Source organism: Streptomyces flavofungini, assembly GCF_030388665.1.
Classification (GTDB): Bacteria; Actinomycetota; Actinomycetes; order Streptomycetales; family Streptomycetaceae; genus Streptomyces; species Streptomyces flavofungini_A.
The window spans coordinates 1,056,451-1,070,892 of sequence record NZ_CP128846.1 but is presented as its reverse complement, the minus strand read 5'-3'; the positions used below and the strand labels follow the sequence as shown (position 1 = coordinate 1,070,892).

At 71.7% G+C, this 14,442-nt stretch carries 11 protein-coding genes and 1 pseudogene; 6 read left to right on the top strand and 6 right to left on the bottom strand.

Translation table 11 applies throughout. The features are described from left to right. Positions 1 to 15: 15 nt before the first annotated feature. A complete protein-coding gene (locus QUY26_RS04645; protein WP_289943822.1) occupies positions 16 to 1,212 on the bottom strand; it encodes a DMT family transporter in 1,197 nt (398 codons plus the stop codon). 316 nt (positions 1,213 to 1,528) lie between these two features. Between QUY26_RS04645 and QUY26_RS04640 the strand changes: the two genes are divergently transcribed. Genes QUY26_RS04640 through glgC form a run of 3 tightly spaced genes read left to right on the top strand, consistent with a single transcriptional unit; the run spans position 1,529 to position 4,692 of the window. Beyond that, positions 1,529 to 2,221 (top strand): (2Fe-2S)-binding protein, encoded by a 693-nt coding sequence (locus QUY26_RS04640; RefSeq protein WP_289943821.1) that lies wholly within the window; start codon positions 1,529 to 1,531, stop codon positions 2,219 to 2,221. A 37-nt stretch (positions 2,222 to 2,258) separates the two neighbouring features. Further along, positions 2,259 to 3,431: a glycogen synthase gene (glgA, locus tag QUY26_RS04635; RefSeq protein WP_289943820.1), complete on the top strand. Its 1,173-nt coding sequence runs from the start codon at positions 2,259 to 2,261 to the stop codon at positions 3,429 to 3,431. Between the two features lie 16 nt (positions 3,432 to 3,447). After that, positions 3,448 to 4,692, top strand: coding sequence for a glucose-1-phosphate adenylyltransferase (gene glgC, locus QUY26_RS04630; RefSeq protein WP_289943819.1), 1,245 nt, complete (start codon positions 3,448 to 3,450; stop codon positions 4,690 to 4,692). Positions 4,693 to 4,730: 38 nt separating this feature from the next. Here the strand turns inward: glgC and QUY26_RS04625 are convergent, their stop codons facing one another. The 5 genes from QUY26_RS04625 to QUY26_RS04605 form a co-directional block, all read right to left on the bottom strand. Then, positions 4,731 to 5,756, bottom strand: a complete 1,026-nt coding sequence (locus QUY26_RS04625; RefSeq protein WP_289943818.1) for an ABC transporter permease — start codon at positions 5,754 to 5,756, stop codon at positions 4,731 to 4,733. Continuing rightward, the gene (locus QUY26_RS04620) at positions 5,753 to 6,718 is read right to left on the bottom strand and encodes an ABC transporter permease (protein WP_289943817.1); all 966 of its coding nucleotides are present in this window, start codon (positions 6,716 to 6,718) and stop codon (positions 5,753 to 5,755) included. Before QUY26_RS04620 ends, QUY26_RS04625 begins: the two co-directional genes overlap by 4 nt. Continuing rightward, entirely contained in the window at positions 6,711 to 8,276 is a 1,566-nt protein-coding gene (locus QUY26_RS04615; protein WP_289955481.1) for a sugar ABC transporter ATP-binding protein, read from the bottom strand. The genes QUY26_RS04620 and QUY26_RS04615 overlap by 8 nt, the downstream gene beginning before the upstream one ends. 49 nt (positions 8,277 to 8,325) lie before the next feature. Further along, positions 8,326 to 9,453 (bottom strand): ABC transporter substrate-binding protein, encoded by a 1,128-nt coding sequence (locus QUY26_RS04610; protein ID WP_289943816.1) that lies wholly within the window; start codon positions 9,451 to 9,453, stop codon positions 8,326 to 8,328. A gap of 158 nt (positions 9,454 to 9,611) precedes the next feature. After that, positions 9,612 to 10,625 (bottom strand): LacI family DNA-binding transcriptional regulator, encoded by a 1,014-nt coding sequence (locus QUY26_RS04605; RefSeq protein WP_289943815.1) that lies wholly within the window; start codon positions 10,623 to 10,625, stop codon positions 9,612 to 9,614. Between the two features lie 182 nt (positions 10,626 to 10,807). On the opposite strand from QUY26_RS04605, the gene QUY26_RS04600 reads away from it, so the two are divergent. The 3 genes and pseudogenes from QUY26_RS04600 to QUY26_RS41100 all read left to right on the top strand — a co-directional run bounded on the left by QUY26_RS04600 (position 10,808) and on the right by QUY26_RS41100 (position 14,393). After that, the gene (locus QUY26_RS04600; RefSeq protein WP_289943814.1) at positions 10,808 to 13,465 is read left to right on the top strand and encodes a PA14 domain-containing protein; all 2,658 of its coding nucleotides are present in this window, start codon (positions 10,808 to 10,810) and stop codon (positions 13,463 to 13,465) included. Between the two features lie 554 nt (positions 13,466 to 14,019). Beyond that, positions 14,020 to 14,247 (top strand): annotated as a pseudogene (locus QUY26_RS41105) (glycoside hydrolase domain-containing protein); the annotation flags it as partial. Between the two features lie 2 nt (positions 14,248 to 14,249). Beyond that, entirely contained in the window at positions 14,250 to 14,393 is a 144-nt protein-coding gene (locus QUY26_RS41100; protein WP_436840266.1) for a hypothetical protein, read from the top strand. The last annotated feature ends 49 nt before the right edge of the window (positions 14,394 to 14,442 follow it).

Here is a 14,442-nt window from a genome sequence, read left to right as displayed (position 1 = left end):
CGCCCCGCGCGGGCTTCAGGGCACGCTGTGCTGCTCCCACGCGGGGCGGGTCAGCGACGCCCTCAGGAACGTCGTGTCCATCGCCGAGGGCTGGAGCGGCACGGCCGTCAGGGGTTCGGGCATCAGGTGCTGTTCCGGCGCGGGCTGTTCGCCGGTCAGCGGACGGCGGCCCGGCTCGGTCAGCGGGAGTTCGTCGTGTCCGGGCCTGCGCTGCTCGGTGACCGCGGGGTCGTCGGCGGTGCGGGCGGCGGCGGGCGACGGCGACGTGGTGACGTCGGTGTCGTCGGCGCTGCCGGTCAGGGGGCGGTCGAGGGGCTGCGTGGCCGCTGCCGTTCCTGTGGAGCCCTGGCTCGCCGTGGCGGGCGCGTCGCTCTCGTGCGGAGTGCCGATACGTTCCGTCGTCAGCAGGATCAGACCGCCCGCCGCGACGACGCCGCAGGCGAGGGCGACGGCGGTGCCCGCCGTGCCGTAGCGGAAGGATTCTCCGAACAGAGTGAGCCCGACCGCGGCCGCGATCACCGGGTTCACGACGGTCACCGCCGACAGCGGCGCCGCGAGGCCGGCGCCCCGGTAGGACGCCTGCGAGAGCAGCAGCCCGCTGACCGCGAGGACGGCGATGACCGCGAGGCTCGGCACCTGCCGCGTCAGCGGCTCGTGCGCGTCCCAGTCCACCGCGACCGTCTTGGTGAACACCGAGGAGATGCCGAAGGCGATGCCCGCCGCCGTGGCGAGCAGCATGCCCCGCACCGCGGGGTGCCGGTGGGCGGCGTGCGCGAGCAGCATCAGCGTGACGACCGCGCCGCCGGTGCCGAGCGCGAGCCCGACCCGCTCGGTGTCGGCGAGCGACTGCGAGGCGGTGGCCTGCGTCAGCGACAGCAGCCCGACCAGGCCCACCGTCGCCATGATGGCGCCGCGCCACGCCGTGGAACCGGCCTTGCGGCGCACGAACAGCGCCGCCATCGGCAGCGCGAACACGATCGTCAGGGCGCCGAGCGGCTGCACCAGGCTCAGCGGGCCGTAGGCGAGCGCCACCACGTGCAGCAGGCCGCCGAGGCCGTTGAGGACCACCGCGACCCACCAGGCGCCGTTGCGCAGCGGAGCGTACTGCTGCAGCGCGGACTTGGCCGCCACCTGCTCCTGGATGATCGCCCCGCCCGCGTAGGCCACGGCGGAGATCAGGGAGAGCACGATGGACAGCGCGAGGGCACTCATGAGGTGCTTCCGGGCGCGCGGCACGACCGTGCGGAACGGTCGGCGGGGTCCCTGTGCATCCGGTGTGCCCGGTGCGGCGAGCGGTCGGCTTCCATGTTCACCACAATGTCGCGCGGAGCGCGCCAAGTCGTCGTCCCTGAGCAGTCAATCCGTCCTACTACCGATGGAGTACGACCCCCTTCATGTCCTCCCCAGGTCTGGTTACCCCTGGGAATCGAGGGCCTGCTGTACTGCTCCGGTGACTACTCAGGAGTTTCGGGAGCGCGGGATCGACTGGGCCCTCGTCGGGTCCGTCGGGGGTTTCTTCTCTCTCAGGATGGAGGAGCACCACGGCGGGCGCCATGTGGCGCTGGCGCGTTGTTACGAGAGTGACGGGACGGGCGCGGAGGGTGACGCGGGCGGTGATCCGCTCGCGTTCCGGGTGGCCAAGGTCGCCGCCCGCCTCGCCGCCCCCGAGGACCGCGTCGCCGCCTCGGTGGCGCAGCTCGGCCTCGCCGCCCGGCTGTGGTCCCTCGCGCTCGGCCCGGCCGCGCTGTACGGGCGCGTGCCCGACCTGGATCCGCAGCGGCTCCTGTGGGACGCCGACGGCACCTCGCCGGACGATCTGGTGCTCACCGGGGACCGCACGTTTCCGGCCGATGCCGCCCGCGTCCACGAGGTCGTCCACGAGTGGCACCTGGCGCCGCTCGCCCGCGCCCTGCGCGCCCGCTTCCGGATCTCCCCGGCCCTGCTGCGCGGCAACGCCGGTTCGGCCCTCGCCGGAGCGGCCCGCGAGTTGCACGCCTGGGCCGCCCGCGAGGGCCGTCCCGACGTGGGGGAGCGGGCTCTGCACCTCGCCGGCGAACTCTTCGCCCACCCCTCCCTCGCCGCGACCGGAACCCTCCGGGGGACCGCGTTCCGGCGTCGCAGCTGTTGCCTCTACTACCGCTGTCCGAACGGCGGCCTGTGCGGCGACTGCTGTTTCGACCGGCCCCCGCAGCGGTCTTCCCACGGCGCGGCGTCTGGGTGACCATGAGGGAGCCGGCCGACGACTGGGGGCTCCGCTCATGAAAGTGGGACTGCTCACCCGGGAGTACCCGCCGGACGTCTACGGCGGCGCGGGGGTCCATGTCGAGTTCCTGGCGCGGGAGTTACGGGCGCTCACCGACCTCGACGTGCACTGCTGGGGCGAGGGTACGGCGGAAGGCGTCGTGCGCCACCGCGCCTGGGCGGACCTCGACACCGCCAACGACGCGCTGCGCACCCTCTCCGTGGACCTGTCCATGGCGGCCGCGCTCGCGGGCCGCGACCTCGTCCACTCCCACACCTGGTACGCCAACCTCGCCGGGCACGTCGGCAAGCTCCTGCACGGCATCCCGCACGTCATGACCACGCACTCGCTGGAGCCGCTGCGCCCCTGGAAGGCCGAGCAGCTCGGCGGCGGCTACGCCCTCTCCAGCTGGGCCGAGCGCACCGCCATCGAGGCGGCCGACGCCGTCATCGCCGTCTCCCGGGGCATGCGCGAGGACATCCTCGGCTGCTACCCCGGCGTCGACCCGGCGAAGGTGCACGTCGTCCACAACGGCATCGACACCGACGTGTACCGCCCCGACCCGGGCACCAGCGCCCTGCACCGGCACGGCATCGACACAGGCCGCCCCTACGTGCTGTTCGTCGGCCGCATCACCCGCCAGAAGGGCGTGCCCCATCTGCTGCGCGCCGCCCGGCACCTGGACCCCGGCATTCAGCTCGTGCTGTGCGCGGGCGCCCCCGACACCCCGGAGATCGACCGGGAGTTCCGGAGCCTGTTCGAGGAGCTCGGTCGCACCCGCCACGGCGTCACCTGGATCCCGCGCATGCTGCCGCGCCCGGAGGTCGTGCAACTCCTCAGCCACGCGGCGGTGTTCGTGTGCCCGTCGGTGTACGAGCCGCTCGGCATCGTGAACCTGGAGGCGATGGCGTGCGGCACCGCCGTCGTGGCCTCGCGCGTCGGCGGCATCCCGGAGGTCGTCTCGGACGGCACGACGGGTCTCCTCGCGCCCTACGACGCGCGTGAGCCGGAACGTTTCGAGCACGACCTGGCCGTGCTCCTGAACCACCTCGCCGCCGACCCGCACCGGGCCGGGGCGATGGGCGCGGCCGGACGTCACCGCGCGGTGCGCGAGTTCGGCTGGGGCGCGGTGGCGCGGCGCACGCTCGATGTGTACGAGGGCGTGACGGGGTTACTCAAGTCCGAATAGCGGCAGGGGGGCGGCCATGCGCGGTGGACCTTCGGTTCTCGGGATCGTGCTCGCGGGCGGTGAGGGCAAGAGGCTGATGCCGCTCACGGCCGACCGGGCGAAACCGGCGGTGACCTTCGGCGGGACCTACCGCCTCGTCGACTTCGTGCTCTCCAACCTCGTCAACGGCGACATCCTGCGCATCTGCGTCCTCACGCAGTACAAGTCGCACTCCCTGGACCGGCACGTCTCCACCACCTGGCGGATGTCGAGCCTGCTCGGCAACTACGTCACGCCCGTCCCCGCCCAGCAGCGCCTCGGCCCCCGCTGGTACCTGGGCAGCGCCGACGCCATCCTGCAGTCCCTGAACCTCGTGCACGACGAACAGCCCGACTACATCGCGGTGTTCGGCGCCGACCACGTCTACCGCATGGATCCGCGCCAGATGCTGGCCCGGCACATCGAGTCCGGCGCGGGCGTCACCGTCGCCGGGATCAGGGTGCCGCGCGCGGACGCCGCGCAGTTCGGGATCATCACTCCGGCCGGGGACGGCACCCGGGTGGAGGGCTTCCTGGAGAAGCCGTCGAACCCGCCGGGCCTGCCGGGCTCCCCGCACCAGGTGCTCGCCTCCATGGGCAACTACATCTTCACGACCAAGGCCCTGGTGGACGCGTTGCAACGCGACGCGGAGGACGCGGACTCCGTGCACGACATGGGCGGCTCGATCCTGCCCTCCCTCACCGAGCGCGGTGTGGCACAGGTCTACGACTTCGGTGACAACCACGTCCCCGGCGAGACGCCCCGCGACCACGGCTACTGGCGCGACGTCGGCACCCTGGACGCGTACTACGAAGCCCACATGGACCTGATCTCCGACCAGCCCGCCTTCAACCTCGACAACCGCCGCTGGCCCATCTACACCCACTCCGGCCAGCTCCCGCCCGCCAAGTTCTGCGCGGGCGGCATCGCGAGCGAGTCCGTCGTCAGCCCCGGCTGCGTCATCCGCGGCCAGGTCACCCGCTCCGTCCTCTCCCCGGGCGTGAGCGTCGGCGAGGGTGCCGTCGTGCAGGGCTCGGTGCTGCACGACAACGTCCGCGTCGGCCGGGGCGCGGTGGTGCGCGGCGCCGTCCTCGACAAGAACGTCGACGTCCCGCCCGGCGCCACGATCGGCGTGAACCCGGAGCGGGACGAGGAGCTGTACACGGTGTCGAAGGGCGGGGTGATCGCCCTGGGCAAGGGGCAGCGGGTGACGATCGAGGGCGCGTCGCCCACGTACCCCTAGGACCGCGCCGGAGCGGGCTGCCCCTGGAGCATCCGCGGTCAGAGCACCCGCCGTCTGCGCCCGAGCCAGGTCTGGGCCACCACGACCACCGCCAGGAACCCGCCGCTGACGACCTGTTGGTAGGCGGAGTCCAGGGAGCCGATCTGGTTGATGACGTTCTGGATGACCTTCAGCAGGAGCACGCCGACGAGGGAGCCGCTGAGGAAGCCGAAGCCGCCGGAGAGCAGGGTGCCGCCGATGACCACCGCGGAGATCGCCTCCAGCTCCATGCCGGAGCCGAGGATGGTCACGCCCGACGCGAGCCAGGCCGCGTTGAGCGCGCCCGCGAGGCCCGCGCACAGGCCGGACAGGGTGTAGACGGCCGTCTTCGTGCGGGCCACGGGCGCGCCCATCAGCGCCGCCGCGTCCTCGTTGCCGCCGACCGCGTACACGTACTGTCCGAAGCGGGTGCGCCGGAGCACCACGGCGCCCGCCACGAACAGGCCCGCCGTGATCCACACGGGCGCGCCGACGCCGAGCAGCTTGCCCTGCCCGAGGGTCGCGAAGAGGGAGTCCTTGTCGACGAGATACGTCGTGGAGCCCTCGTCGGTCACGGCAAGCAGGATGCCGCGCGCGCCGAGCAGCGCGGCCAGCGTCACGATGAACGGGGCGAGCCGGGACCGGGCGATCAGCAGTCCGTTCACCAGGCCGATGAGCCCGCACACCGCGAGCGGGAGCAGCAGCGCCACCGCCGTGCCGTACTGCGAGCCCCAGGCCGCGAGGACGCCGCCGAGCGCGAACACCGAGCCCACCGACAGGTCGATGCCGCCCGTGACGATCACGAACGTCATGCCGAGCGCGACCACGGCCAGGAAGGCCGAGGACACCGCCATGTTCTCCATGTTGTCGGTCGTCATGAACGTGTCGAAGGACAGCCAGGCCGCGAGGACGGCGATCGCCAGGGTGACCAGGGCGCCGTGCTGCTGGGCCAGCGCGCTCAGGCGCTCCGAGCGCGTCGCGCCGAGCGGTTCGTCCTGCGTGACCGTGCCCCTGGGCGTGACCGGGCTCCGGGTGTCGACCGTCATCGCTTCCCCCTCTCGCGGGCCGCGTACACGGCCAGGACGATCACCACGGCCTGCGCGATCTGTGTCCACGACGGCGGCAGGTCGTGCTTGATGAGGGTGGCCGTGAGCAGCTGGATGAGGACGGCGCCCGCCACCGTGCCGCCGATCCGCACCCGGCCGCCGCTGAGCGGGGTGCCGCCGACGACGACCGCGGTGATCGCGGACAGCTCCATCAGGTTGCCGAGCGACGTGGGGTCGCTGGCGGTCAGGCGCGCGGTCGCGAGGACGCCCGCGATCGCGGCGAGGGCGCCCGAGCACACGTACACGAGGATCAGCACGCGGCGCACCGGCAGCCCGGCGAGCTTGGCCGCGGGGCGGCTGTCGCCGATCGCGAGCAACTGGCGGCCGAAGGTGGTGCGGCGCACGACGAACGCGACGAGCAGCGCCAGGGCCACCGCGATGAGGACCAGATAGGGGACGCCGAGGAGGTCGCCGGAGCCGAGCGAGGCCATGGTCGGATCGTGGACGTCCTTGAGCTGGGGCAGCAGGACCTGGGCGAGGCCGCGGCCCGCCACCATCAGGGCGAGCGTGGCGACGATCGGCTGGACCCCGATGAAGGCGATGAGCGCCCCGTTCGCGACGCCGACGGCGACTCCGCCGAGCACCGCCACGAGCAGCGCGATCCACATGCCGTAGCCCAGGTACAGCGACAGCAGGGACGTGGAGAGCGCCATCACCGAGCCGACCGACAGGTCCACGCCCTCGCTGCCGATGGCAAGCGCCATGCCGAGCGCGACGATCAGGACGGGCGCCACCTGGACGGCCTGGGTGCGGAAGTTCTCGGCGGACAGGAAGTGCGGGGTGATGGCGATGTTCACCAGGAGCAGGACGGCGACGCCCAGATGGACGCCGTAGTCCTGGAGCAGGCGAAGCAGCCGGTCGCGGTCGACGCGGGTCCGGCCGCCGAGGCTGAGGTCAGTCATCGTCACCTCCGGTTGCGGCGGGGTCGGCGACAGCCCGCGCGGCGGGCGCGGCCGCGATCGCGCGCATCAGCCGGTCCTCGGTGACGGCGTCGCCGGTGAGTTCCTCGACGACCGCGCCGTCCTTGAGGACCACCACGCGGTCGCTGCCCTCGATCAGCTCCTCCACGTCCGAGGAGATGAGCAGCACGCCGAGCCCGTCGTCGGCCAGTTCGTCGATGAGCTTCTGCACCTCGGCCTTCGCACCGACGTCGATGCCGCGCGTCGGCTCGTCCAGGAGCAGCACCTTCGGGTTCATGGCGAGCCAGCGGGCGAGGAGCACCTTCTGCTGGTTGCCGCCGGAGAGTTCGCCGACCTTCTGGTGCGGCCCGGACGCCTTGATGCGCAGGCGCTTCATGAAGGTGTCCACGACCCGGTCGATGCGGGCCTCGTCGACCAGGCCGAAGCGGGACAGGCCCGGCAGCGCGGCGAGCGCGATGTTCTCGCGCACCGACAGGCCCGGCACGATGCCCTCGGCCTTGCGGTCCTCGGGCAGCAGGCTCACCCCGGCGCGGATCGCGGCCGGCGTGGACCCGGTGCGCACCGCCGTCCCCGCGACGACCACCCGGCCGGAGTCCGGCGGCAGCGCTCCCGCGATGGCCTTCGCGGTCTCGCTGCGCCCGGACCCCAGCAGGCCGCCGAGCCCGACGACCTCCCCGGGCCGGATCGCCAGGGACACCCCGCGCAGCTGATGGCGGACCGTCAGCTCCTCTGCCTCCAGGACGGGTCGGGCCTCGGCGTCGTGGCTTCCGGTGAACTTCGTCAGGCCCTCCTCGCGTACGTCGCCGACATCGCGGCCGAGCATCAGCGAGACGAGCCGCAGCCGGTCGAGCGCGGCGATCGGGCCGCTGTGCACCGACTTGCCGTCCCGCAGCACGGTCACGGTGTCGCAGACCTCGTACAGCTCGTCCAGGCGGTGGCTGACGTAGATCACCGCGATGCCGCGTTCGCGCAGCATCCGGATCACGCCGAACAGCGTGGCCACCTCGCGCGGCTCCAGGGACGACGTCGGCTCGTCCATGATCACGACGCGCGCGTCGACCGCGACGGCGCGGGCGAGGGCCACCATCTGCTGCGCGCCGACGCCGAGTTCGCGCAAGGGGCGGCGCACGTCGACGCGGACGCCGAGGTCGCCGAGGGCCTGCGCGGCCTCGCGGTGCATGCGGCGGAAGTCGATCAGACCGAGGCGGCCGCGCGGCTCGCGGCCGAGGAAGAGGTTGCGGGCCACGCTCATCAGCGGGACCAGATTGACCTCTTGATAGATGGTGGAGATCCCCGCGTGCTGGGCCGCGAGCGGGGTGTCGAACTCCACCTGACTGCCGTCGTACGTGATGACGCCCGTGCCCGGCGCGGTGGCCGGGTCGGGCCGGTACACGCCGGTGAGGACCTTGATGAGCGTGGACTTCCCGGCGCCGTTCTCCCCGATCAGCGCGTGCACCTCGCCCGCGCGGGCCGTGAAGTCGACGCCGTCCAGGGCCCGTACGCCGGGGAAGGACTTGCTGAGACCCGTCACCGAGAGCACGGCGGCCCCCGGGGCGGGCCGCGGCTCGGGCTTGATCACCGACGGCACGTCAGTACGCCTTGCCGAGGTCCGACTTCGCGTTGTCCTTGGTGTAGGCGCTGTCCTTGATGACGATGTCCTGCGCGACCTTGCCGCCCTTGGTGAAGGTGTCCAGGGTCTGGAAGGCCAGCGGCCCGAAGCGCGGGTTGGACTCGATGACGCCGTCGATCCAGCCGTCGACGATGCCGCGCACGGCGTTCTTCGTGCCGTCGATCGTCACGATCTTCACGTCGCCGGCCTTCTTGCCCGCGCCCTTCAGGGCGCCGACCGCGCCGAGGCCCATCTCGTCGTTCTCCGCGTAGATCCCGTCGATGCCCGGCTTGGACTGGATGAGCTGCTCGGTGACCTGCTGGCCCTTCTCGCGGGCGAACTCGCCGGTCTGCTTGAAGACGACCTTCAGGTCCGGGGCCTTGGCCCTGAGCCGTTCCTGGAAGCCCCTGGTGCGGTCGGTGGTGACGTTGTTTCCCGCCGCGCCGAGCAGGATGGCGATCTCGCCCTTGCCGCCGGTCGCCTCGATCATGCGGTCGGCGGCGCGCCTGCCCTGCTCGACGAAGTCCGAGCCGATGAAGCTCACGTAGTCCTCGCAGGCGGCCGCGTTGATCTTGCGGTCGATGGTGACGATCGGGATGTGCTTGGCCTTGGCCCGGCGCAGGACCGGCTCCCAGCCGTCGGAGTTCAGCGGGGCGATGACGAGCAGGTCGGCGCCCTTGGCGATGAGGTCCTGGACGTCGCTGATCTGCTTGGAGAACTGCGACTGGGCGTTGGCCGTCAGGAGCTTCACGCCCCGCTTCTCGGCCTCGGCCTTGATGGAGGCGGTCTCGGCGATCCGGAAGGGGTTGGCTTCCTTCTCGGACTGCGAGAAGCCGACCGTCGCGGACTTCAGGTCCAGCTTCTTGGCGCCGTAGTCGCCGATCACACAGGTCTTTCCGCCCGCGCCGGGGGAGGAGACGACCTGGCCCGCGTCGCCCTCGCCGACGGCCTTGGAGTCGCCGGAGTCGGCTTTGTCGTCCTCCGACTTGGCGCATCCCGTGGCGGTGAGCGCGAGGCTCGCGGCGAGGCCGACGGCGAGCAGGGTGCTGGCCGACGCGCGGCCCGCGGTGCGGCCCGAGGTACGGCGAAGGAAGATGTTCGGCTTCATGGGAGTCCCCAAACGGCACGGCCCCGGCGCACACTGAGAGCGCTCACGGGAAGAACGGGTTTGCGGTCAACTCAGCGGTACGGGGAGCTTTTTACATCGTTGAAAGAGTGCTGTAAACCCTCCGCGCACGCCCCCGGACCCCGGCCCGGCCCCGCGATTCACCGCCGCCCGAGCGTGCTCTCCCGCTCCACCAGCCGGAACTCCGCCGAGAGCGTCCGCCCGCCCGGCTCCCCGTCGCCCGCGAGGCTGCGCAGCAGCGAGGCCACCGCGAGCCGGGCGATGGCCTGCTTGTCGGGCGAGATCGTGGTCAGCGTGACCGCGCCGAACTGCCCCTCCGCGATGTCGTCGAAGCCGACCACCGCCACGTCCCACGGCACCCTGAGACCCCGCTCGTGCAGGACTCGCATCGCCCCGATCGCGACCAGGTCGTTGTACGCGAACACCGCGTCGGGCCGCACCCCGGAGTCCAGCATCCGCGCCATCGCCTTCGCCCCGTCGTCGCGGTTCCAGCCGCCGACCGCCCCCACCAGGGACTCCGGCGCGGGGAGCCCGGCCGCCGTCAGCTCGGCACGCCAGCCCTGAAGGCGCAGGTGGGCGGGGCGGTTCGCGGAATCCGTGCGGGCCCCGAGGTAGGCGATGGAGCTCCGGCCGCGGCCGATCAGATGGCGCACCGCGGCCCGCGCGGCTGCGACGTTGTCGATGGCGATGTGGTCGTAGGGCAGGTCGTACTCGCGCTCGCCGAGCAGCACCAGCGGCACGTCGTCCTCGCGGCCCCGCAGGTCCTCCGCCTCCAGCTCCAGCGGGCTGAGGATCAGACCGTCGATGACGCGGGCCCGGAAGCCCTGGCTGACCAGGACCTCCTGCTCGCGGTCGCCGCGGGTGTGGTCGAGCAGGACGGTGAAGTCGTGCGCGGCGGCGGCGTCGATGACGGCTCCGGCCAGCTCCGCGAAGTAGGGGTTGCCGAGCTCGGGGACGGCGAGCGCGATGATGCCGGTGCGGCCCTTGCGGAGGTGACGTGCCGTCAAGTTCGGGCGGTAGCCCAGCTCGTCGATGGCCTGCTGCACCCGGGCCCGCATGGCCGGGGTGACGTGCTGATACTTGTTCACCACGTTCGAGACCGTCTTGATCGAGACGCCCGCGCGTTCCGCGACATCCTTGAGGCTCACCCGCACGTGCCACTCCTCGCGTCGATGTAGGCCCCGGCTCGCGGGGCACCCGGCGGCATGCGCCGCGGCCCTGGACAGCGCGCCCGGAGCCGTGCTGTCATGCCAACTGCCGTTCCTTCCAACGTTGTACAGACTCGTTGTACCGACTGGAGCGACGAGCCGCCACCCTTCCTCGACAAGGAGGATCCGTGCGCCCTAGACGATCAGGAAAGCTCCGGCACCAACTGGCCCTGCTGCTCACCGCCGCCCTGGTGTTCTCGGGGCTCGTCGCCCAGTCAGCCGCGAACGCGGCGGGCGACGAGGCACCCGAGGTCCACGGCCTGAAAGGCGAGTACTACACCCAGTCCGCCCCCGGGGCCTTCGACTTCCACGAGCTCAAGGCCACCGGCTTCGACCGGAACATCGACTTCGACACCCTCGAACCCCGGCTGAACTTCGCCACCGGCAAGTCCGACGACGCCACGGTCCGCTGGACGGGCAAGCTCGTCCCGGAGAAGTCCGGCGCCCACACCTTCGCCATGACCGGCGACAACGGCTTCCGGCTCTGGGTCGACGGCAAGCTCGCCATCGACCACTGGGTCGACGACTGGGACCGCGAACAGACCTCCCAGCCGGTCGAGCTGACCGCGGGCCAGGCCTACGACGTCAAGGTCGAGTACTTCGAGCACTACGGCGGCTCCAACCTCCACCTGCGCTGGACCGAGCCCGGCGGCACCAAGGAGGCCGTCCCGCAGTCCGCGTTCCGCCTCCCCGACGGCTGGGACTACGACGGGGCGACCGACGCCACCGTGCGGAAGGACGGCCGGGCCCTCAGGCTGGAGTTCGTCCAGGAGCTCGCCACGCCCCCCGCCGGCCTCGTCGACCACCTCGAAGCCGTCATCGGCGGCGCCAAGTGGCCGCTGGACTCGGTCGCGCGTGACCCGGCCGACCCGCGCGTCCTGCTCGTCACCCTCAAGCAGCCCGTCGTCGGCAACAAGACCGGCACCGCCCGCGGCACCACCGATCTGCGCTACGACGGCAAGGGCGGCCTGACCGGCACCGACGGCAAGCGGGTCGGCGCGTTCTGGAGCAGCGGCGGCAACAAGTCCACGTACGAACTGCGCTCCGCGTGGGCGGACGAGGTCGGCCCGGGCAACGCGCTGCCCGAGTACCCGCGCCCGCAGCTGAAGCGTGCCGACTGGCGCAATCTGAACGGCAGGTGGCAGTTCGCAGCGGCCAAGGAGGGCGAGCGGCCGCCGGTCGGCAAGAAGCTCAAGGAGAAGATCCTCGTCCCCTACCCGGTGGAGTCCCAGCTGTCGGGCCTGCAGCGGCACGAGGACCGCATGTGGTACCGCCGCACCTTCACCGTCCCCGCCGGTTGGAAGGTCGGCGAGCACCGGAACGACCAGCGGCTCAAGCTGAACTTCGGCGCCGTCGACTGGCACGCCAAGGTGTACGTCAACGGCACCGAGGTCGCCGACCACAAGGGCGGCTACGACAAGTTCAGTGCCGACGTCACCGACGCCCTGAAGCCCGGCCGGACGCAGGAGCTGATCGTCGGCGTGCACGACCCGACCGACGCGCCGGGCGGCCCGAACCCGCCGGTCGGCAAGCAGCGCCTGGACCCCTCGGGCATCTGGTACACGCCGTCGTCCGGCATCTGGCAGACGGTGTGGATGGAGCCGGTGGCCCGCGACCACGCCGACTCCCTGAAGATCACCCCCGACGTCAAGACCAGGCAGGTCGCCGTCGAGCCCAAGGGCGTCCGCGCGGGCGTGCCCGTCAAGGCGGTCGCGTACGAGGGTGAGAAGAAGGTCGCCGAGGCGAGCGGCCGGACCGGGGAGCCGCTGAAGCTCACCCTGAGGAAGCCGCGCCTGTGGTCGCCCGACGACCCGTTCCTGTACGACCTGAAGGTCACCGTGGGCGGGAGGAAGCACGGGAGCAAGCACGGCGCCCGCGCGGACGAGCTGCGGAGCTACTTCGGGATGCGCTCCATCTCCGTGGAGAAGATCGACGGCACCCCGCGCACCGTGCTCAACGGCAAGCCGATCTTCCTCATGGCCACCCTCGACCAGGGCTTCTGGCCCGACGGCCTGCACACCGCTCCCACCGACGAGGCCCTCGCGTACGACTTGAGGATGCACAAGGAGATGGGCTTCAACTCCGTGCGCAAACACATCAAGGTGGAGCCCGACCGGTGGTTCTACTGGGCGGACAAGCTGGGCCTGATGGTGTGGCAGGACATGCCGTCGATGCGGGCCGAGCGGAAGCCGGACGCCGCCGCCCGTGCCCAGTTCGAGCACGAGATGAAGCAGATGATCGACGAGCACGCGAACAGCCCGTCGATCGTCATGTGGGTCACCTTCAACGAGGGCTGGGGCCAGTACGACCAGGGCCGCATCGCCGAACAGGCCAAGGCCTGGGACCCCACGCGCCTGGTCAACGGCATGTCGGGGCTCAACCTGGGCGCCGACGGCGGCAAGGGTGACCTCATGGACGAGCACGGCTACCCGAGCCCGGCCCTGCCGCCCCGGCCCGACGGCCGACGGGCCCTGATCAACGGGGAGTACGGCGGCCTCGGACTCGCCGTGCCCGGTCACGCCTGGTCCGTGCAGCAGAGCTACGTCGACGTGGACCCCGCGAAGTACACGCAGGAGTACCTCACCAAGCTGGGCGAGGTGCGCGCCCTCGCCTGCAAGGGCGGCAACGGCGCCGTCTACACCCAGATCTCCGACGTGGAAGGGGAGTTGAACGGCCTGCTCACCTATGACCGCAAGGTCGTCAAGCCCGATGTGCCCCGGCTGCGCGCCGCGCACGAGTCCCTGATCGAGGACGCCTCCCAGGCGCCCGTGCGGGGCTGCGCCTGACGGGTGGATGTGCTCCGGTTCGCCCGTGGAGGGGCGGGCCGGGGCCCGTCGCCGTGCCAGGTGCCATGCCGGGGCCCGCTGCGTACTGGATCGGCGCGGAGCGGCGGTCACTGCTCCCCAACCTGGTGGAGCCGGATGATGTGCACTTCTGTTCCATGCGTCACCGGTTCGCGTGGAGGGAGGCGGAATCCGTGTGTATGCGCGGGCATCGGCCCTGTGGTCGAGCCTTGTGAGACTGGTGGTGCGGGTGAAGCTGTTGCCGTCGCGTGAACAGGCGATGGCACTCCAGGCGACCTTGGATACCTGCGACCGTGCCGCCGACCGTGTCGCTGCTGTCGCATTCGAGTCCGGTGTGCAGGACCGCGATGGCCTGCAGAAGCTCGTCTACGCTGACATCAAAGCCGGGTTCGGTCTGTCGGCGCAGCCCGCGGTGCGGGTGGTGAAGAAGGTCGCCGACGCCTACGCCGCGCTGAAGGCGCAGGCCAAGGCCGGAAAGCTGGGCCGGTCCTCGTCGAAGCGGTACCGCAAGGCGATGGACAGCCCGGTCACCTTCCGGTTCGACCGGGTTCTTCCGGGCGCGGGACAAGGCCGGGGCGTTCACCGGGCCCGCCGATCCGGCCAAGAGCGCGGGCTTCCACGAGGGTACGTCCTGGCAGTACCAGTGGCTGGTGCCGCAGGACCTGCCGGGCATGGTGGACCTCATCGGCGGCAAGCAGGCCACGAACGGCCGCCTGGACTCCTTCCTCGCCTACGACCAGCTCCTGAAGGACCCGGCGAGGACTCGGTGAGCGCCGACGGCGCGGACTACGGGCGGACGTACCTGCGCACCGGCGACATCCGCGAGCTGCGGGAACTGTCCTTCACGGTCGGGGACAAGCCCTCGGAGTGGGGAACGTCACCCGAAGCGGCGCCGCCCGTGGTGAGGTGACCGCCCGCGGGCGGTGGGCGCGTCGCCACCGACGTCCCACGAGGCCCGT